Source organism: Lentilactobacillus senioris (assembly GCF_026798195.1).
Taxonomy (GTDB): Bacteria; Bacillota; Bacilli; order Lactobacillales; family Lactobacillaceae; genus Lentilactobacillus; species Lentilactobacillus senioris_A.
This window is the reverse complement of the sequence record NZ_JAPQEZ010000002.1, coordinates 161,617-180,760: the sequence shown is the minus strand read 5'-3', so window position 1 is coordinate 180,760 and position 19,144 is coordinate 161,617. Positions and strand designations below refer to the sequence as shown.

General features: G+C 40.7%; 20 protein-coding genes, 1 pseudogene and 1 other annotated feature. Of the genes and pseudogenes, 7 read left to right on the top strand and 14 right to left on the bottom strand.

Annotation, left to right across the window (positions count from 1 at the left end; translation table 11 throughout):
• Nucleotides 1-15: 15 nt before the first annotated feature.
• The 7 genes from OXT66_RS02980 to OXT66_RS02950 form a co-directional block, all read right to left on the bottom strand.
• Nucleotides 16-756 carry an amino acid ABC transporter ATP-binding protein gene (locus OXT66_RS02980; RefSeq protein WP_327058993.1) on the bottom strand — a complete coding sequence of 247 codons (741 nt, stop codon included), beginning with the start codon at nucleotides 754-756 and terminating at the stop codon, nucleotides 16-18.
• 166 nt (nucleotides 757-922) lie between these two features.
• Entirely contained in the window at nucleotides 923-1,753 is an 831-nt protein-coding gene (locus tag OXT66_RS02975) for a DUF6681 family protein (protein ID WP_268595591.1), read from the bottom strand.
• A 3-nt stretch (nucleotides 1,754-1,756) separates the two neighbouring features.
• Entirely contained in the window at nucleotides 1,757-2,398 is a 642-nt protein-coding gene (locus tag OXT66_RS02970; RefSeq protein ID WP_268595590.1) for a hypothetical protein, read from the bottom strand.
• 90 nt (nucleotides 2,399-2,488) lie between these two features.
• Complete coding sequence (locus OXT66_RS02965) at nucleotides 2,489-2,926, bottom strand: Fur family transcriptional regulator (RefSeq protein WP_268595589.1); 438 nt, start codon at nucleotides 2,924-2,926, stop codon at nucleotides 2,489-2,491.
• Nucleotides 2,927-3,078: 152 nt separating this feature from the next.
• Nucleotides 3,079-3,633, bottom strand: coding sequence for a guanylate kinase (locus OXT66_RS02960; RefSeq protein WP_268595588.1), 555 nt, complete (start codon nucleotides 3,631-3,633; stop codon nucleotides 3,079-3,081).
• Nucleotides 3,630-4,064: a bis(5'-nucleosyl)-tetraphosphatase gene (locus OXT66_RS02955; protein WP_268595587.1), complete on the bottom strand. Its 435-nt coding sequence runs from the start codon at nucleotides 4,062-4,064 to the stop codon at nucleotides 3,630-3,632. Before OXT66_RS02955 ends, OXT66_RS02960 begins: the two co-directional genes overlap by 4 nt.
• Nucleotides 4,061-5,224 (bottom strand): cation:proton antiporter, encoded by a 1,164-nt coding sequence (locus tag OXT66_RS02950; RefSeq protein WP_268595586.1) that lies wholly within the window; start codon nucleotides 5,222-5,224, stop codon nucleotides 4,061-4,063. The genes OXT66_RS02955 and OXT66_RS02950 overlap by 4 nt, the downstream gene beginning before the upstream one ends.
• Before the next feature lie 139 nt (nucleotides 5,225-5,363).
• On the opposite strand from OXT66_RS02950, the gene OXT66_RS02945 reads away from it, so the two are divergent.
• Nucleotides 5,364-7,799 (top strand): Xaa-Pro dipeptidyl-peptidase, encoded by a 2,436-nt coding sequence (locus OXT66_RS02945; protein ID WP_268595585.1) that lies wholly within the window; start codon nucleotides 5,364-5,366, stop codon nucleotides 7,797-7,799.
• 60 nt (nucleotides 7,800-7,859) lie between these two features.
• Entirely contained in the window at nucleotides 7,860-8,771 is a 912-nt protein-coding gene (locus OXT66_RS02940; protein ID WP_268595584.1) for a proline-specific peptidase family protein, read from the top strand.
• Nucleotides 8,772-8,957: 186 nt separating this feature from the next.
• Here the strand turns inward: OXT66_RS02940 and asnA are convergent.
• A pseudogene (gene asnA, locus OXT66_RS02935) lies at nucleotides 8,958-9,964 on the bottom strand (aspartate--ammonia ligase).
• 54 nt (nucleotides 9,965-10,018) lie between these two features.
• Nucleotides 10,019-10,261 (bottom strand) — a binding site (T-box leader).
• Between the two features lie 275 nt (nucleotides 10,262-10,536).
• Between asnA and OXT66_RS02930 the strand changes: the two are divergent.
• On the top strand, nucleotides 10,537-10,743 hold the full coding sequence (locus tag OXT66_RS02930) for a PLDc N-terminal domain-containing protein (RefSeq protein WP_268595583.1): 207 nt from the start codon (nucleotides 10,537-10,539) through the stop codon (nucleotides 10,741-10,743).
• Nucleotides 10,744-10,777: 34 nt separating this feature from the next.
• Here OXT66_RS02930 and OXT66_RS02925 read toward each other — a convergent pair whose 3' ends face one another.
• On the bottom strand, nucleotides 10,778-12,298 hold the full coding sequence (locus tag OXT66_RS02925; RefSeq protein ID WP_268595909.1) for an ABC-F family ATP-binding cassette domain-containing protein: 1,521 nt from the start codon (nucleotides 12,296-12,298) through the stop codon (nucleotides 10,778-10,780).
• A gap of 167 nt (nucleotides 12,299-12,465) precedes the next feature.
• On the opposite strand from OXT66_RS02925, the gene OXT66_RS02920 reads away from it, so the two are divergent.
• On the top strand, nucleotides 12,466-12,825 hold the full coding sequence (locus OXT66_RS02920) for a VOC family protein (RefSeq protein WP_268595582.1): 360 nt from the start codon (nucleotides 12,466-12,468) through the stop codon (nucleotides 12,823-12,825).
• Between the two features lie 2 nt (nucleotides 12,826-12,827).
• Complete coding sequence (locus tag OXT66_RS02915) at nucleotides 12,828-13,499, top strand: CPBP family intramembrane glutamic endopeptidase (RefSeq protein WP_268595581.1); 672 nt, start codon at nucleotides 12,828-12,830, stop codon at nucleotides 13,497-13,499.
• Nucleotides 13,500-13,513: 14 nt separating this feature from the next.
• On the opposite strand, the gene OXT66_RS02910 is transcribed toward OXT66_RS02915, so the two are convergent.
• From OXT66_RS02910 to OXT66_RS02890, 5 genes are all read right to left on the bottom strand, one after another.
• Complete coding sequence (locus OXT66_RS02910; RefSeq protein ID WP_268595580.1) at nucleotides 13,514-14,692, bottom strand: DUF2075 domain-containing protein; 1,179 nt, start codon at nucleotides 14,690-14,692, stop codon at nucleotides 13,514-13,516.
• The gene (locus OXT66_RS02905; RefSeq protein ID WP_268595579.1) at nucleotides 14,685-15,404 is read right to left on the bottom strand and encodes an alpha/beta hydrolase; all 720 of its coding nucleotides are present in this window, start codon (nucleotides 15,402-15,404) and stop codon (nucleotides 14,685-14,687) included. Before OXT66_RS02905 ends, OXT66_RS02910 begins: the two co-directional genes overlap by 8 nt.
• A 134-nt stretch (nucleotides 15,405-15,538) precedes the next feature.
• Nucleotides 15,539-15,883 (bottom strand): fluoride efflux transporter FluC, encoded by a 345-nt coding sequence (locus tag OXT66_RS02900; protein ID WP_268595578.1) that lies wholly within the window; start codon nucleotides 15,881-15,883, stop codon nucleotides 15,539-15,541.
• Entirely contained in the window at nucleotides 15,880-16,266 is a 387-nt protein-coding gene (locus OXT66_RS02895; protein ID WP_268595577.1) for a fluoride efflux transporter FluC, read from the bottom strand. The genes OXT66_RS02900 and OXT66_RS02895 overlap by 4 nt, the downstream gene beginning before the upstream one ends.
• Nucleotides 16,266-16,925 carry a DUF190 domain-containing protein gene (locus tag OXT66_RS02890; protein WP_268595576.1) on the bottom strand — a complete coding sequence of 220 codons (660 nt, stop codon included), beginning with the start codon at nucleotides 16,923-16,925 and terminating at the stop codon, nucleotides 16,266-16,268. Before OXT66_RS02890 ends, OXT66_RS02895 begins: the two co-directional genes overlap by 1 nt.
• 333 nt (nucleotides 16,926-17,258) lie before the next feature.
• Here OXT66_RS02890 and trpX point away from each other — a divergent pair, with 333 nt between their 5' ends.
• Together trpX and OXT66_RS02880 are read left to right on the top strand one after the other, a co-directional pair.
• A complete protein-coding gene (gene trpX, locus OXT66_RS02885; RefSeq protein WP_268595575.1) occupies nucleotides 17,259-18,257 on the top strand; it encodes a tryptophan ABC transporter substrate-binding protein in 999 nt (332 codons plus the stop codon).
• The gene (locus tag OXT66_RS02880) at nucleotides 18,254-19,144 is read left to right on the top strand and encodes an ABC transporter permease (protein ID WP_268595574.1); all 891 of its coding nucleotides are present in this window, start codon (nucleotides 18,254-18,256) and stop codon (nucleotides 19,142-19,144) included. The genes trpX and OXT66_RS02880 overlap by 4 nt, the downstream gene beginning before the upstream one ends.

The following is a 19,144-nucleotide window of genomic DNA, read 5'->3' as shown; positions in this document are numbered from 1 at the left end:
GATCCCTCCTCTCTTTTAATGAGCGATAATGTTACTTAAGAACCGTTTAGCACGTTCATTCTTTGGTTCACCGTTGAAGAAAACATCACTGCTATCATCTTCTAGAATCTGTCCTTCAGCCATAAAGACCACTCGATTAGCCACTTCGCGCGCAAATCCCATTTCATGAGTCACCACAATCATGGTCATATCAGAATCTCTAGCGATATCTTTCATAACGCTTAACACATCACCAATCATTTCAGGATCCAACGCACTCGTTGGCTCATCAAATAACAAACACTTAGGCTTCATAGCTAGCGACCGGGCAATTGCGGCCCGTTGTTGTTGCCCACCTGATAACTGTGCTGGAAATTTATTAGCCTGACTGGTTAGGCCAACTTTTTCTAGTAGCTCATTAGCAATCTGTTTATTTTCCTTTTCATTTCGATGCAACACAATTCGCGGAGCTAGCATGATATTTTCTAAGATCGTTTTATTAGCGTATAAATTAAAATGTTGAAATACCATGCCCACGTCTTTGCGGATTAAGTTAAGATTAGTTTTTTTACTAGCCAAATCATAGCCGTTAACAATTAACTGTCCCGATTGAATTGACTCTAATCCATTAATGGTCCGAATCAGCGTAGACTTACCTGATCCCGATGGACCAATAACTACCACCGTTTCACCGGAATCAACCTTGAGATTGATGTCCTTTAAGGCGTGAAAGTCACCAAAATATTTCTGAACGTTTTTGAATTCTACCATTGCCATGGCCGATCCCTCCCATATTCCTTGCTCTATCTTGATGAGCAAAAAGTTTTCTTAAATTAATATTATTGGAATACTTTTTCGGGGTCAAAATTGACGCTTGAATATAAATGATCACAATTATAATTTATTTCCTATGTATAAATTAGCGCACAAAAAAAGAGCAACCCTATTGTTGCTCACTTTGGTCATTTTTTTGGTACGCTACTTGCACCGCCAATTGATAATCTTGCTGGTGTTCAAAAACACCAGAACGGCCTTTAATTTTATACGGCCCACCAACGATTACCACGTTAGCTAAGAAGAAATCTACCGCTAACTGATCAGCTGCTGACATAGATTGCAATCCCACTTGCTTGATTGCCCCTAACGGCAAGACTTGAGCTTGATTAACGCCACCATAAATCACGTATTTTTCGTTTTCATGTCGCAATTCAAAGTATGGCAGCATCACTCCAGACCCAATCGCATAAATTGGTTTTCCATCACTATGCTTTAATAAACCAGCAATTTGGGCATCTGTTTGGCCCTGATAATCCGGTACTAATAACCGTTGCTGCATTAAAATAGTTACTATAGATTTTAAATTTTCTTGTTCCATTGTAGTAGTAATTATCTTAGCAGGTAACAGATGTTGTTGATCAAATAAGCCGTTAGCTGGCATATTAATCCCCGCATTAACCGAATTAGTTTGTTTATTTTCTGGTTGCCGTGGATGTAAATGTAATTTTCGAGCTAGCCAAGGTGAAATATCATACTTAAATTGTTTATTAGTAAAGTAATAAAACAAATTACCAATTGCAAAGTAAAATAATACTACTGCTAGCGCCAAGAAGAGTAACCCGCGGGAATAATATTGATTTTTCAGTAACCGAACGGCTACGTAAAATAGATACCCATCACCTAAAAGACCTAAAATAGTGTAGATACGACTCTTCACGGTGACATTAATATTAAAGTAACCTAGGTAATGGTTTACCATATCTAAAAAACTAAACATAGACTAGCTTCCCTCCTCTGTGGCATCAATATCTGCAGATTGAGTAGCAGTCTTCGTAGTGGCAGCTGCGGTTCCACCCTTGGTTTCTGTATTAGTGTTAGCAGACTTATTGGTTGCAGAATTAGCATTGGCATCAGTCTCACCATTAGCGTCATCTGAACTGGAGTCACTATTAGTTCCAGCAACGTTAGAATCGCTACTATCAGTTTTAGAAGAGTTATTGCCAGTACTAGAATTACCGGTTTTATTACCACCAGATGTTGTGCCATTAGAACTAGAATCGGTTTTTTTATCACTACTAGTATCGGAACTATCACTGCTGTCATTAGTAACTGATTGGTCGCTACTTTCTTTAGCTGCTGAATCAGATGATTCTTTCTTATCGGAACTACTATCTGTTTTAATTGATTCGCTGTCTTTTTTAGCATCGTCACTAGAATTAGTTTTTTCCTTGTCGGAATTACTAGAACTAGTTTTACCGTAAATAGCATCTGAAAGTTTCTTTTGGGCAGAGGTTTGTGATGAGCGTGGAGCGCCTTCGTCAGTAGAAGTTGCGTTATTAACTACCACATTAGTTGCCCCAAGCGCCAAAGAAATCGATAAAATGGCAAACGGCGTTAATAATGGGGGAATTCGATTGTCCATTGAAGAACCTTCCTTCACAAAATTGATTAAGCCCAATTATGCCACAAATATATCAATAATCCGTAACAAAAAACTTAATTATTAGTTAAGTTATGACCGTTTAGCACAGTTCTCACATAACCCATAAATTGCAAAGGAATGCCCGGTAATTTCACAATCTTTTAGTTGATCTTGAACCTCCTGGCTAAGTGGGCACGCACTCAATTCCCGAACTTTACCACAACCACTGCAAACAAAGTGGTGGTGATGTTCATGAGCAAAATCACACTGAAACTTAACGGCAGCTTGATCACCACGGACATTACGTTCCACTATTCCTAAATCAGCAAATTCAGCGATATTCCGGTAAATAGTATTGTGGCTCATCTTCGGAAAGCTTTGCCGCATGAATTCATCAATGCTAGTAACATCCACATATTGATTAGTAGCGGTATTGATCAAATAAGTCAGCATTGCTTTACGCTGCTTGGTAATTTTAAAATGGTTGTCTCGCAACACCTGAGTTGCGTTATCAATAACAGTTTTCATTGGAATGCCCCCTGTCACGTTAAAAGTAATCATTACTGTTAAGCAGTATAGCATATTAAAAGCTAGACCAAAAGGTTGAATCAGTTTCGAAATTAGTTTTTTCATTGAAAATAAAAAAGAAACCATCGTCAACTTGGTTTCTTTAGTAAATATTACTTAGTTTCAGTTATCACTTGATCTACTTGCTGTTTGGTAGCTTCCCAATCAACATTACTGATAACATGGGACTTACCAACCAACTCTTGAGGCAAATGCAGATCCCGTTGATTTTCCGGACTAGCTAATCGTTGTTCGATTAATTCGGGACTATCTCCGCGTTTTTTCATACGCTCGGCTAACTCAGCAAAGTCAGCTACCTGCATAAAAATAATCACGGCTTGATCCCCCAACTCATTAGCATAGGTAATGGCGCCCTTAGTGTCTAAAACAATCACTGCGTTAGAAGAGTTTTGCCAGGCCCGTTCAATTCCTTCATATGAAGAACCGTATTGATTACTAGAATATTGAACCTGCTCTAGATAATGGTTTTGCGGAAACGTAGTTGGACTTTCAAAATAGTAATCCACTCCGTCTCGTTCATTTTGACGGGGGGCCCTCGTTGTATGGGTAATCACTTTACTCATATGATACTTTTCAATCAGATACCGCTGTACTGAAGTTTTGCCACTTCCAGCCGCACCGGTAATTACATATACTAACCGTTTCAAGAGCGATCCCCAATTCCTTCTTTTGTTCGAATATACTTGTCAGCCATTGCCAGTAACTCCCGTAAATTATCATAAGTTAATTGGTGGCTAGCTTGATCGTAGTCAAACCAGGCATAGGAATAAATTTCTTCGTCTTGCTTCTTAATCACTACCTCTTCAGGAACTCGACTAACAAAGAAGTCGACTACCTTATGGTGACCGTTTTTCATATCGTATTCCACTCGTTCGTGAAAGCCGTCATCAATTTCAGTGTTTAAGCTAGTTTCTTCTGCAATTTCTCTAACTGCCGTTTCCACCAAATTTTCGTTAGCTTCGACGTGACCCTTTGGAAGGCCCCAAAAATCATCAGTGGCACTTTGTAATAATAGGTATTCTAATTGCCCATTATGGATTCGATAAACTACTGCTCCGCTTGCATATTCGGTTGTCATATTGACTCATCCTCTCTTTTTTTAATTTGATTAATGGCCCATTTTAACATGAGTGGCGCTAAAATCGTGGTTAAAACGATAACGATAATTAGTTCTGAATACAATTCTCGCTGTAGTAAATGAGCAGAAATTCCTAGTTGAGCAATAATCAACGCCATTTCACCACGTGAAATCATCCCAGTTCCAATCAGACTAGCACTGTGCCAGTTATCACCAGCTAATTTGGCTCCTAATGCTCCACCCAAGTACTTAGTCAAGAGGGCCGCTACGGTCATAATAACGATGAACCAGATGTGTTGACCAATTCCGTCAAATTCCATTGCCATTCCGATGCTAACAAAGAAAATTGGAATGAAGAACGTGTTCCCAACTGGGCCTACGTTTTGAACCACTTCGTGTTGGTACTTAGTTTGACCAACCGCTACTCCAGCAAAGAACGCCCCCACTACGGCACTTAGCCCCACAGTATCTGCCAACCAGGCCATCGCTAAACATAACGACAATGACGTAATTGCTACTGCACCCGGAACTGGAACCCGCTCAGCAAAATGCAGTAACCACGGTGCTAACCATTTGACTAAAACAACTACACCAACAAAATAAATTACTTGAATTAAGCTAGTAACTACTAAATTGGCGGATTCATTTCCAACACCGAAAGTACTGGTAAAAATACTAACTAGAATAACGGCAATAATGTCGTCTACTACGGCCGCTCCTAAAATAGTGGCCCCTTCTTTAGTGCTTAAGTACTTAAATTCTCGTAACACCTCAACACTAATGGAAACCGAAGTAGCGGAAAAAATTACGCCCCAAAAAATCGAGCGTTCAAACCCTTGATGATTTAACATTCCCAGGTAATAAAAAACGATCATCGGCAAGATTACTCCCAATCCGGCCACTAATAGTGCCGGTCGGAAATATTTTTTTAGCTGAGTTAAGTCACTTTCAATTCCGGCCAAAAACATTAGGATAATTACCCCAATTTCTGATCCTACCGTCATTAGCTCGCCATCACTTATTAAGTGCAACACACCAGGTCCTAAAATAACCCCAATTAGTAACTCACCAATCACCATTGGCATCTTAAATCGTTGACTAATTGCACCTGCTAACAGTGTTGTAAATAAAATTAAAGCAATTTCTCCAATATAGTTCAAAATGTGGGCCCCTTTCTTTGAAATTCAGTTAATTAAATTTTATCATGGTCTTAACCGGTAATCCAATTCATACCGGATAAGTTCTGGAGTATAATAAGATTATCAATTGATGCTTTTTAACATAGGAGGAACGCAACCGATGAAGATTAACCAGTTTGCCATCATTGACACCGATCATGAACAGATTATCAAGGAATTAAAAATGATTCGCTTCTTATCACCTAGAGCCCTTAAAATGGCCGATCCAGTGATGTTATGGCGAAACTTTTTGCTAAAGTTTTATATTGAGCACCAAGGTCGCGCCACTCGAATTGAAAAAGTAAAGGGCTTAATGGCTACCGATACCCAAGATGCTTACGAATATACTACCAAGCACCGATCAGTATCTAAGCAAGCTTTTTATAACGTAGCTTTACAATTGCTAGGCTTTGAAGTTAATGAAGATTTTCATTTAAATGCTCCCATTGCTGCTCTTGAAGAAATGGGCTTGCCAGTAGCACAAGTTGGCGATGAATTAAACGCCGACGACTTAATTGACGCTTGGTACCTACTGTTAAATACCCGTACTAAAAACGGCCAAAGTTTAATTGACTACCTAGCTAGTCAAGGTTACTATGCGCAATACTTTACCGATAACGTGTTACCCCAACCATTATTTTTCAATGGTAAGGCCCAAGCTGTCTTTGACACTCGCCAATTAATCCACGATGTCGTTTACGTCGAAAGTGACTTAGATAGTGACCGTGACGGAAAGCGCGATTTACTTAAGGTAGAAGTTTTACGGCCAGCAGAAACCGAACCTGATTTAGATAATAGTTTGACAGTTCCAGTAATTTACACCGCCAGTCCTTATAACCAAGGTACTAACGACACTGCCGGCGAACAAATGATGCACCGGGTGAACCGGAGCTTAACTCCTAAACCAGCTTCTAAAATTACTAAAGAAGCCATCACCACTTCATTTACTCTTCCTACTCCTCCCAAACCTAGAGAAGCCACAGGAACTACTTCCACTGCCGAAGAAACCTTTGCTCACACTTCTAGCTATACATTAAACGACTACTTCTTAGCCCGTGGCTTTGCCGTTGTTTACGCAGCAGGAATCGGAACTAAGGGCTCAGACGGGATTCGGACCACCGGTTCTGAATTAGAAACCCTTTCTACTACAGCCATAATTGAATGGCTAACTGGTGACCGCCCTGCTTACACCAATAAAGTTGATGACATTCAAATCGATGCCTTTTGGTCTAACCATAACGTAGCAATGACTGGACGGTCTTACTTAGGAACCCTTGCCACTGCAGCAGCTACTACCGGCGTCAAAGGCTTAAAAACTGCGATCGTGGAAGCTGGTATTTCTAACTGGTATGACTACTACCGTGAAAACGGCTTAGTAATCGCTCCGTTAGGCTTCCAAGGTGAAGATGCCGATGTCTTAGCAGAAGAAACTTTCAGTCGGCAAAAAATTGCTGGTAATTACCGTAAAGTACAAGGGGTTTGGGAAGACCAACTCGAACAAATTACCGATGGACAAGATCGTAGAACTGGTAACTACAACACTTTCTGGGATCACCGCAATTACTTGAAGAACGTTAAAAACGTTAAGGCAGATATGTTTATCGTTCACGGTTTAAACGACTGGAACGTTAAAACTAGCCACGCCTTTAATCTCTGGAATGCCCTAAAAGACACTAAGGCTACCCAAAAACTAATTTTGCACCAGGGCAAGCATATCTACATCAATAATTTCCGTTCGTTGGATTTCAACGAAATGATGAACCTCTGGTTGTCTAACAAACTCTACGAAATCAATAACGGCGCTAACGAAGTTCTACCAGATACGTTAGTTCAAGACAACGTCTCACCCGATACCTGGACCGAAGAAAATGATTGGGGTGGAGATCCAGAAATTCACCACACCCACTTAAACGACGGTACTTGGGGTCAAGCCGCCATTGACGTAGAATCTTACAGTGACCACCTTACCAAAACCGAATTTGAATTATATTCTAACGACATTAAGCAATGGGAAAAGGATATGATGGCTAACGAATCTCCACTGGAAAACAATCGGATTCGCTTGCTCACCCAACAAATCACCCAAGCCCACTACCTCGATGGTCAACCTAGTGTCGATCTTAAGATTAGTTCTAACGCTGAAGTTGGTATGGTCAGTGTTGCCTTGGTTGATTACGCGGAAGCTAAGCGTTTAACTGAAGATCCCGTAGTCTTAAAAGCCAACGGTATCGATACTGGATTTAGATGGCGCTTTGATGATTTAAAGGAATTCCAATTAGATTCTCACGTCACTCCTTACAAAGTAATTTCCATTGGTCACATGAATTTACAAAACCGAACCAATGCTTACCAAAACGATGAACTTAAGCCTAATAAGTTCTATTCCGTTCATCTAAATCTCCAACCTAGCTTCTATCACTTACCTGCTGGGCATCGCTTAGGACTAGTAATCTTCGGGACTGACATGGCTACCAGCATTCGCGGTAACCAAGATATCGAATACAAAGTTGACTTAACTAAGTCTCAACTAAATCTTCCCGTAAAAAAACACGTCTAACCATTTATCCTTAAATCGTGGTATTATGGAAATTAAAATTGTGAAGGGAGCATCTCGTATATGAAACAAGGTACTAAAATTATCACCCTAGATAACGGTTATCATCTCTGGACCAACACCCAAGGAACTGGTGAGATTCACTTACTAGCTATGCACGGTGGCCCTGGTGGAACCCATGAATACTGGGAAGATACTGCTAAGCAACTTGCAAAACAAGGTTTAAATGTCCAAGTGCACATGTACGACCAACTTGGTTCATGGTACTCAGACAGTCCTGACTTTAGCGATCCTAAGGTTGCTAATGATATTTTAAATTACGATTACTTCCTTGACGAAGTCGAAGAAGTCCGTCAAAAATTAGGCATTGATCAATTTTATTTGATTGGCCAATCATGGGGTGGCGCTTTAGTTCAAATGTACGCTGCTAAATACGGCGATCATTTGAAAGGAGCAATTATTTCTTCAATGGTTGATCGAATTGACGATTACACCGAAAACCTTAACAAGGTTCGTGAAGAAGCCCTCACCCCAGAACAATTAGCTTACATGAAAGAATGCGAAGCTAAAAATGATTACGATAACGAAAAATACCAAGCTTGCGTTGATATTTTAAACAAAGGTTACATCGACCGGAAACAACCAGCTGCCATTTCTCATTTGGTTGACACTATGAACACTGATGTTTACGGTGCCTTCCAAGGTGACAACGAATTTGTTGTGACTGGTAAGTTGAAGGACTGGAACTTTACTGATCGTTTGAAGGATATCAAAGTTCCTACTTTGGTTACCTTTGGGGAACATGAAACCATGCCAATTGCCACTGGTAAGCGAATGGCTGAAATGATTCCTAACGCTAAGTTTGTTTCTACTCCAAACGGTGGTCACCACCACATGATCGATAACGCTCCAGTTTATTATGATCACCTTGCTACTTTCATCAAAGAAGTAGAAGTAGGAACGTTTAATAAATAAGTGTGACAAGCTTCGAGAACTAACGAAGTTTAACCTAAAAAGCCGTGATAGTTCGATCGTTTAGATCGCTATTACGGCTTTTTAGTTAAAGTATAGTTAGTTGAAGTGCGGAACACGTTAAGTGTGAACTGATTCGGTAAATTCCCAGCATACTAAAAAGAGATAGCTTTCTAGCTATCTCTTTTTTTATAGTAAATGAATTCCTGCTGCTTCACATTCATCAATCATTGCTTGGGGCCAAATACTAGCTTGCACTTCACCTACGTGCGCTTTACCTAGCAACAACATGCACACTCGAGATTGACCAATGCCACCACCAATTGTGTACGGTAATTTGCCGTTTAACAAGGCTTGATGGAACGGAAATTGAATTCGATCTTCGGCATCGTAGAGCTTCAATTGTTTTAACAAAGTCTCTTCATCCACTCGGACTCCCATGCTAGAAATTTCAATGGCTCGTTGCAATGGCTCATACCAGAATAAAATATCTCCGTTTAGCTCCCAGTTATCATAATCTGGGGCTCTAAAGTCATGTTTTTCACCAGAGTTAAGGTAGCCACCAATTTGCATCAAGAAAACTGCACCTAATTCTTTAGTAATAGCATTTTCGCGTTCCTTAGGAGTTTTATCTGGCCAGCGGTCTTCCAATTGTTGGGTGGTAATAAAATGAATTTGTTCTGGTAAATGATGAACAGCTTCCGGATATTGATTGGCAACTTCACCTTCTACGTGCTTTAACACCTGAAAAATTTGTTCTACGGTTTCGCGCAAGGTGTGTTCATTCAACTCATCTTTAGCGATCACTTTTTCCCAGTCCCACTGATCCACGTAAATAGAATGAAAGTTGTCTAACTCCTCATCCTTACGAATCGCGTTCATGTTGGTATACAAGCCTTCATGCATCCCAAATTCAAATCTAGCTAGGGCCATGCGCTTCCACTTAGCTAAAGAATGGACAATTTCAATTCGATGACCGGGCAGCCCCACCATTGTGAAGTTAACTGGTGTTTCAGTACCGCTTAAATTATCGTTTAATCCGGTATCATGATCAACAAACATTGGTGCCGATAATCGTGATAAATTTAATTGCTTGCCAAATTCGGTTTGAAACGTATCACGAATAAACCGAATCGCTTCTTGGGTCTTACGAGGAGAAATTTTGCATCATAATCGGTGGGAATAACTACTGGCATAATATCAGATCCTTTTTTTAGTTTACAAAATAAAAAAGCCCCTCATCCCTTCTAACAAGGGACGAAAGACCTTTCGCGGTACCACCCAAGTTTCTTGCATACACAAGACACTCTAATACGTACTAACATACGCTCCGGTAGTAACGTTCCGACGACGCCAACACCTACTTTGCATTCGCATTTCAGTATGAAACTTAGAGAGTGTTATTCGACTAAGCCGCAACTAAATGGGTTTTCACTAGTTCCCATCTCACTGATAGTGCCTGCCTAATGTACTTGTCTCTCATACGTTTTTATTTTGTTGAATATTATCTTATCATATCTCCATCCCATTACAACCCTTAAATTAAAAAAAATCTCATTTGATGATTATTTTTTTAATTATATTCCGGCTAATTTTTCAGGTCATTTAACCTGACGGGTATTTTAACTTTAGGATTGGCTACTAACTGATTCTCCCCTTATCAATTCACCAAAATAGCCTATCATTTTTCTTAAACCCTAAACTTAATTTAAGCTATCCGTTGGCCAACCGGTTATACTAAGGACAATTAAAGATTGGAGGCGGCAACATGAAAAAAAGAAACTTAACTTCCGGCCAAAAACAAATGTTGGCCCCATTTGTAGCTTTTGAACTCACTGCTCTTTTCATAGCTTGGGCCGACATCATTAAGGCCCCTTCGTTTCGTCGAGGCAACCGAACTACCTGGTTACTTATTAGTTTAATTCAACCAATTGGTCCATGGTTGTACTTAAAATTTGGCAAGGCCAAAGCATAATAAAAAGACTTGGAATTTTTCCAAGTCTTTTTATTTACTCTGATTTTTTCAAGCTTAATTTTTCGACGTTTAAAATCTTATCTACAACTCCCTCGTAGAAGCCACTTTCATGACTAACCACGATCAGATTACCTTCAAATCGTTGCAAGGCCCGCTTCAAAGCTTCTTTGGTTTCTTCATCCAAATGGTTCGTTGGTTCATCCATGATCAAGAAGTTACTAGGCGTAAATTCCATCATTGCCAACTTCACCTTGGTTTGTTCACCACCAGATAGTTGACCGATTGGTTTCATCGCATTTTCAGAATCCAACCCACACTGAGCCAACTTCGTCCGAATCGCCCGTTGTTGTAACTTAGGAAAGGCATCGGCAATAATGGCCATGGGAGTCATAGCATCGTTTTCCCAATCCAATTCCTGACTGAAGTAGTTGATTACCGCAGAAGGTGAAAATTCAGCACTCCCACCCTTAGATGATAATTTACCCAAAATAGTTTTAATCAGTGTTGATTTACCAACTCCGTTAAAACCAGCAAACGCTACTTTTTCACCTAATGACATCGAAATCGTCACTGGTGCTAGCAACGGCTTATTATAACCAACCGACAATTCCTCTACCGTCAATGCATTATGCGAACCGGTATCGGCATACGGAAAGTTAAACGAAGCCCGAATGTTAGTCGAAGGTGGATCAACCCGTTCCATTCTCGCCAGCTTCTTTTCCCGTGATTTAGCCATCGTGGATTTAGAACCGGCTTTATTTTTCCGAATGAAACGTTCTGCCTTTTCAATTTCAACCTGTTGCTTGTCGAATTGACGTTGTTGGAACTCTTCACGTTCTGCTCGTTGCCGCATAGCTTGTTTAAAACTCCCCCGGTATTTGGTAATCTTGCCAAACGCCACGTTAATGATACAGTTGGTAATTTGTTCTAGGAAGTCATAATCATGAGAAACCACCATAACGGCGCCTTGAAAACTATTGAGATAATCAATTAACCACTCGATTTGAGCGGTATCCAAATAGTTCGTTGGTTCATCTAGCAAAATAACGTCCGGACTGGCCAAAATCATCTTCGCTAAAATAATCTTGGACCGTTGCCCACCAGACATTTCGCCAACTAGTTGGTCACGACCAATACTATCCAGGCCTAAACCAGTAATGGTTTGTTCAATTTCGGTGTCAATTTCATAAAAGCCATGAGCATCCAAATACTCTTGAGTTTGTCCAGCTCGATCCAGATATTTTTCTTCACCCGTTTCGGCGTATTGATTATATAGTTCAGTTAATTGTTCATTTCGTTCAAATAAATCCGCATAAGCCGTTTGTAAAAATTGAGTCAAGGTTAAATCAGCTTCAATATCGGCATACTGATCTAAATAACCAATTTTAATGTTTTTTTGCCAGTTGATCTGGCCCTTAAGTGGCAATTCGCTTCCGGTAATGATCTTAATTAACGTAGATTTGCCGACCCCGTTTTGGCCCATAATTCCCATGTGATCGCCAGCTTCGAGTTGAAATTCCGCGTCAGCATACAGATCCTTTTCTGCAAAGCTCATCGTTAAGTCTGATACTGTTAATAATGGCACTTTTTATCCCTCTCTATTCGTAAACATACATGTAAGCACGCTACACTGTTTTGTTCGCCACGTCAAGTTAGAACAATTCACAAACCTTCCCTAAAGAGTATATAATGGAATCTACTAAGCAAAAAGGATGAATTAATATGAATATTCGAGAAATTGAAGCTCTAAACTTACCCGTTTCTAACCTACAAGCTAGCCTACGCTTTTACCATGAAGTTTTTGATCTGCCTATTTTGGATTTAGCAGATGACGTTAAGGCAGCTCGTCTAGCCAAACAACTATTGGTTTTTAGTCCCCAAGAAGTTGTTAATCCGATTGAATTCAGTGTGGTGGCTAAGGACTCAGTCGCTGCTCTTCAGTCTCATTTAGCTAATTACGGAGTGGACATTAAACAACCAGCGCACACCGTTAAAGTAATGGGTCGTGACGCTACGGCTATCGTCGTAGCTGACTTAGACGATAATTTGATTACCATCAACACCTACGCACAAAAGGGGTAATTATGCGATATCTCTTCTTAAAGGGTGGCCAAATTGTTAAATGGCTATTCTTCTTATTTATTTACCTGCTGTCATCTACGTTAGTGTCCGTAGCCGGTGAATTTCCTAATCAACCCGATCGCATGGCCCAGTTTTTAGGAATTGGCTTAATTTCTAGTGCTATTTCTTTAGGCTTCATTGGCTGGCGGTATTGGGTTCAACTACAGGCGAATAATCCGCGTAATTTTGGCAAATATCCAGTTACGTGGCAAAAAGTTAGCCGGTTATTTCTATTATTTGCCGCCATGTTAGTTTTGCAGTACGTCTGGAGCCTATTAATCACTTTAGGTGTGTTACATTTTCCTGCTAACCAACAAGCCGTCGATGTTGCAGCTAATCAAATGCCGTTTTGGAATAATTTATTTGCCGTCGCGGTGGCACCGTTCTTTGAAGAATTGATTTTTCGGGGAATTTTCTTAAACTATTTCTTCGCCAAAAATACTAAATGGAACAACTTCTTTGGTATTTTGGTTAGCGGATTATTGTTTGGCTTAGGTCACGAACCTAGTTTTGACTCGACGCTGCTAATGTACTCCGCAATGGGTTGGCTGTTAGGCTTGACCTACTTACGATTTAGAGACATTCGGTTTAACACCGCCCTACACATTATGAATAACTTGCTGACGGTAATTTAAAAAACGTCTCCTGTTTAACGGGAGGCGTTTTCTTGTTGGTTTAACCAATTTCTTAATCGGGGGTCATGGGCATACAAGTAGGTTCCCTTCACCCCCCGATTTAGTAATACGTTCAGTGAATTACGTAAAAGGGCCACTTTGCTATTTTCATAGTCAATTCCACTTAAGTCTGCTCGATGTTTAAAAACCTCAACGTCAGTTGCCAACTCAGGATTAACCCCGAGGCGTTTATCAGCCGTTAAGTAAAATGGCGGTCCAATAATGATCCCAATGTAACTCAAATCAAATCCTTGGACGGTATAAATACTTCCTACCTCGTCAATTGTTTGAGGTTGTTCCGCCCACGGGGTACTCGTAAAATTGTATTGATCCCAAGGCAGCTTAAACCGGCCTTCAGTAATATAGTGTTTACCGCCATCCAAGATGGAAGGGTAACCAGAGGTGGCCGTAATTCTAGCCATACCAACTTCTTGGTTCTTGGCTACAATTTGTTGACGCATTGCTTCAGCATCATCATACACTCGAAAATCATAATCCGTCGCTGGTAGCTCTATTGGTTTAATTATTTCACCACTGACAAAATCATTAAGCCAGTTCAATAATTCTACCGGTGCCTGTAATCGGAACTGCTGTTTTAATTGTACCCACTGTTGCGGCCGTTTACCAATTACTTGCTGGAGTCGTTTAGTTGTCCAGTAACTTTTAGTTTTTAATACCTGCTCCGGATCAAATACTAAGACGGTAACATGACTCAAATTAATAATATCAGCCAATTGGTTATTGCCATAATAGTTATTATAATGATCAGCCTTGCTTAACAGTAAATGTGCTTCGTCAATCACCGCTAAATCTACCTGTGTGTTTTGCTTATGGGCTTTGTTAATAAACGTAGTTGGCCGTTCGAAAAATTTCTTTAGTAGGCCCGGGGTTGCTCCAGCAATTTGGCGATAAACTTTTAATAACTCCGGATGGTTAACCAAAAAGCGTGGCGTATTTATCTGCCGAGCCATTTGAGTAAAAAATTGATTTAGCAGTACACTTTTACCGGTCCCTGCTTCTCCTTGAAGCACAAAAACGGCATGCTCAGATTGAGTCATTGCCGTTTGGGTAAAAGCTATCATTTGTTTTAATGTCGCTTGCTGTTCAGCAGTTAACTCTGCATTAAACGTTAAGGCCTGATACTCATTATTCATTAGTATAATGTTGTAACCAAGTTAAGGCCATTTCAAACCAACTAGCAAATTCTGGGTACACTTCTCCGGCGTTTTGGTCGGCAACGTACTCGTTAGCCAAAGAAATACCGTGATTACCAGTGCTAAATTCGTGCAATTCAAACGGCACGTGGTTAGTTGCCAAAGTTTGAGAATATGGACCAATATGTTGGGTATAAGGCGTCACAGTATCATTAATGGAACCAAAGATAAAGGTTGGTAAAGTTTGCTCTGTAACTAAGACGTTCACATCTTCAGACTTGACGCCCATCCCTTCATCCAAGGTAGGCGCAATTACTGGGTAACCCAATAAAACGTACTTCAAGGCGCTGTCTGCGTGAGTTGAATATTCAGCAACCAACTGTCCGCCAGCAGAAAAACCTAACATGCCTAACTTATCGGTATCCACGTTAAGTTCTGCAGCGTGAGTTACAACGTAGTCCACAGCAGCTGCTACGGTTTGCTTACCATCCGCGTAACTTTTATGTTCCCCAATTGGGTAACGAATTACGGCTGCTTGAAAGCCCTTAGTCATAAAGCTCAGTGCCACACGCGCTGAATCCTTAGCTTGAAATTGCTTGTAACCGCCACCAGGTACGATGAAAATCAATGGTAACTTGGTCTTTGTGTTGTTTAAGTATAAATCTAAGTATGTTGCTTGTTCACGATTCAATTCGATTTCTGTATGTTGCATGAAATCACCTCCATGGTTAATGATAATGATTTAACGAGCCTAGTTCAAATAAAAATAAGCAATGATGCAATAGGAAAATTTGATAGTAAGAAGGGGTCGGCGGAAATCTAACCCACGTCCAGCGACATCGCCACCTAAATCTGCATTCCTAACCACAACAATCCCCAGCCGCCCACATAACTCACTAAGAGATAGGTGATTAATCGGCCCCACTGACGGGCATTAATTAACATTGCGGATTCGTTCATAAAAGTGGAAAAAGTGGTAAAACCACCAAGTACCCCGGTTCCTAACAACAACCAGGCAGAATTGCCCCACCCTTGGGCCAACAGTAACCCCATCAAAAAACAGCCAAGTAGGTTAATCACTAACGTGGCGATTGGAAAAGTAATTAAAATGTACTTTTTGACTAAGTTAGAAATACCGTAGCGGGCACTAGCACCCACCATCGCACCGCCACCAACTAGTAATAAATTCATGCAGGTCGCCTCCGTTCTACTAATTGTCTGCTAAGCCAAATTGCTGTCCAACTAATTAACAGGCCACCAAATAGACTAATTCCGTCATACATAAACGCCAACCCATATTGATGATGTAAAAACATTTGCAGTGTTTCATTACTAAAGGTAGAAAAAGTGGTCATAGCGCCGACAAAACCAGTCCCCATACCAACAATTACACTACTAGGTAATTTACTGACTTCACCAACATAATGACTAATAAACGCTAACAAAAAGCAGCCTACTAAATTAACTAATAAGGTAGCTACCGGAAAACCGTGCGTTGGAGCTAGCCACAAACTAATTCCGTAACGGGTAACGCCACCCAAAAAAGCAAAGCAGGCAACTACTAAATAATTCATTAACGCCTCACTCCTTCATTTTTAATTACTAAACTAGCACTAGTTTTAAACACCACTCCCTCGGTCACTGCTGCTTCTAATTCCGGTAATAACACCTGAGCTTGTTGCTCGGTCATAAAAATATCGATCACCACTGGCACGTTTTTGCTAAACGAAAACTTGGGACTGTATTGCTTGCGTTCCTTACCAAAACCCTTGATTCCCTTGGTAACTGAAACCCAATCGATTCCAGCTTCTTGCAACGTATTTAAAACAACGTCTAAATCATCCCTGCCATCACTTTGCTTAACGTTTTTCATAAAAATTTTGACATTCATATGTTCACTAAGATTATTTTTCAACTTGTTATCAGCCTCCTCTGGCACGGTTGTCACTTCACCACGTTCCACCACCATTGACTTAATCGTTGGTAATACTTGAGCTAATTGTTCATTAGGCAACACGGCTTCTAAAATCAGCGGATCGTTATTAAAAGCCGAATCTTCCAAGACGTTATCTTGACGCGCTGTATAATCAGCTAACCCGGTCAAGCTCCTTCTGATGGTTAAACCAGCTACTTGTTTCTGCCATAAATATTCTTGAATTGTTTTTGCAACGTTTCCCGTTTGATTGCGCGCCATTTCTGGTACTAGGACTCGTAATAACGTTCGATTAGCCATCTTAAATTCCCCTTTGTAAATATTTTTAGTTGACGAATGGTACCTAACTAGCTTAATATTAAAATATTCTCACACGAAAGGAAAGATTACTATGACTAATTGTTACGTACTTCAAACTTGGCAAAGCCGGTAACAAGTCACATCGATTCGGATGCGGCTTGATCTTGTTGCGATCAAAAACGCATCCGGGCCGGTAATCTTTCACTAACTAAGGCTGGTCGGATGAAATCCGGCTGGCCGCTTTTTTTCGAGTAATTCCGCCACCGGCTGGATTACTCGTTTTTTTTTCGCTGAATTTTGATCACCCACTTTGAAAAGAAAGAAGAAAAAACTATGAAACGAATGTACGGCCTTATTATTATTTTACTAGTATTTTTAGGAGTGGCGTTTGTCAAAGAACAACCCACTTCTTCTCAGCAAATCAGCAAGACCCCCACAGTTGGGATCTTACAGTTAATGTCTCACCCCGCCCTTGACGCCATTCATAAGGGAATCGTTGCCGGCCTAAAGGACGGCGGCTACACCGAAGGTAAGAACCTGAAGATTGATTTTCAAAACGCTGAAAATGATCAGAGTAACCTGAAAACCATGAGCACCAAGTTTGAAAATGAAGACACTGATATTTCAATTGGAATTGCTACCCCAGCGGCTCAAGCATTAGCCAACACCATCACTAATCGCCCAGTGATTTTAGGAGACGTTACCGATCCTAAAGGCGCTGGTTTGGTTCAAAATAATAAACGCCCCGGTGGCCACATCACCGGCGTTTCTGATCGAGCACCACTTAAGCAACAACTGGGGTTAATCAAACAATTAATGCCTAAGCTCAAAACCCTTGGTATCATCTACACTTCCAGCGATGATTCCGCCGTGTCCCAATACAAACAGTTCGTTCAAATGTGTCAAAAAGAGCACATCCAATATAAAGCCTACTCCATCACCAACTCTAATGACTTGAATCAAGTAGCTCAAAAAGCAGCTGGCTCAGTGGATGCGATTTATGTTCCTACCGATAACACCATCGCCGGGGCTATGAGTACCCTATCCGCCGCTGCCGATCAACAAGGGATTCCGGTTTTTCCAGCTGTGGACACCATGGTGAAAAACGGTGGCCTAGCTACTTATAGTGTCGATCAATACCAAACCGGAGTGGCGATTGGTAAAATGACCGCCAAAATTTTAAAGGGTAAGGCTAATCCAGCCACCACACCCATCCAATTTGTCGACACCGGTAAACTGATTATCAACGAAAAGCAAGCCAAGAAGCTAGGTATTAATATTCCTGCTAACTTAATTCAAGAAGCCAAAACGAAGGGAGAACTAATCAAATGAGTATAATCGTATCTGCAATCGGACAAGGCCTCATTTGGGGTGTCATTGGGTTAGGCCTCTTCTTAACCTTTCGAATTCTAGACTTTCCGGACATGACCGTAGAAGGAACTTTTCCCTTAGGAGCCGCGGTTTGTGCCGCTGCCGTTTCTCACGGAGTTTCACCAATTTTAGCCACGTTGTTGGCTTTTGGCGCCGGCACTTTAGCTGGTCTAGCTACTGGAGTACTTTACACCAAGGGAAAAATTCCGATTCTGTTGGCTGGGATCTTAGTGATGACCGCCACGTACTCTATTAATTTACGAATTATGGGCCGAGCTAACCTTTCCCTATACGGCAAACACACCCTATTCAACGGCCAGTTCCTAAACTCATTACCACCATACTTTAATAGTGTGGTTTTGGGCTTAATCATCATCGCTATTATCACCGCCATCATTATTTACTTTCTCCAAACTAACCTTGGACAAGCTTTTATCGCCACTGGTGATAATCCAACCATGGCCAAATCTTTAGGTATCAGTACTGACAACATGCAAATTATGGGTGTCGGGGTTTCTAATGGTTTAATTGCCTTAGGTGGCGCTTTAGTTGCCCAAAATAACGGTTTTGCCGACGTTAACATGGGAATCGGCGTGATTGTAGTGGCGTTAGCTTCGATTATTATTGGCGAAGTGGTCTTTGGAGAATTAACGATGAATCAACGCTTAATTGCTACTACCCTCGGGAGTATCCTTTATCGTTTCGTGATTTTAATTGTCTTAACCCTTGGCTTTAATGCTAATGATTTAAATTTGATTTCAGCTATCGTGTTAGCAATCTTTATGATGGTCCCAGCGATGGAAAGTCGCTTTAGACTTAGACACACGTTCTTAAAAGGAGGTAAGTAA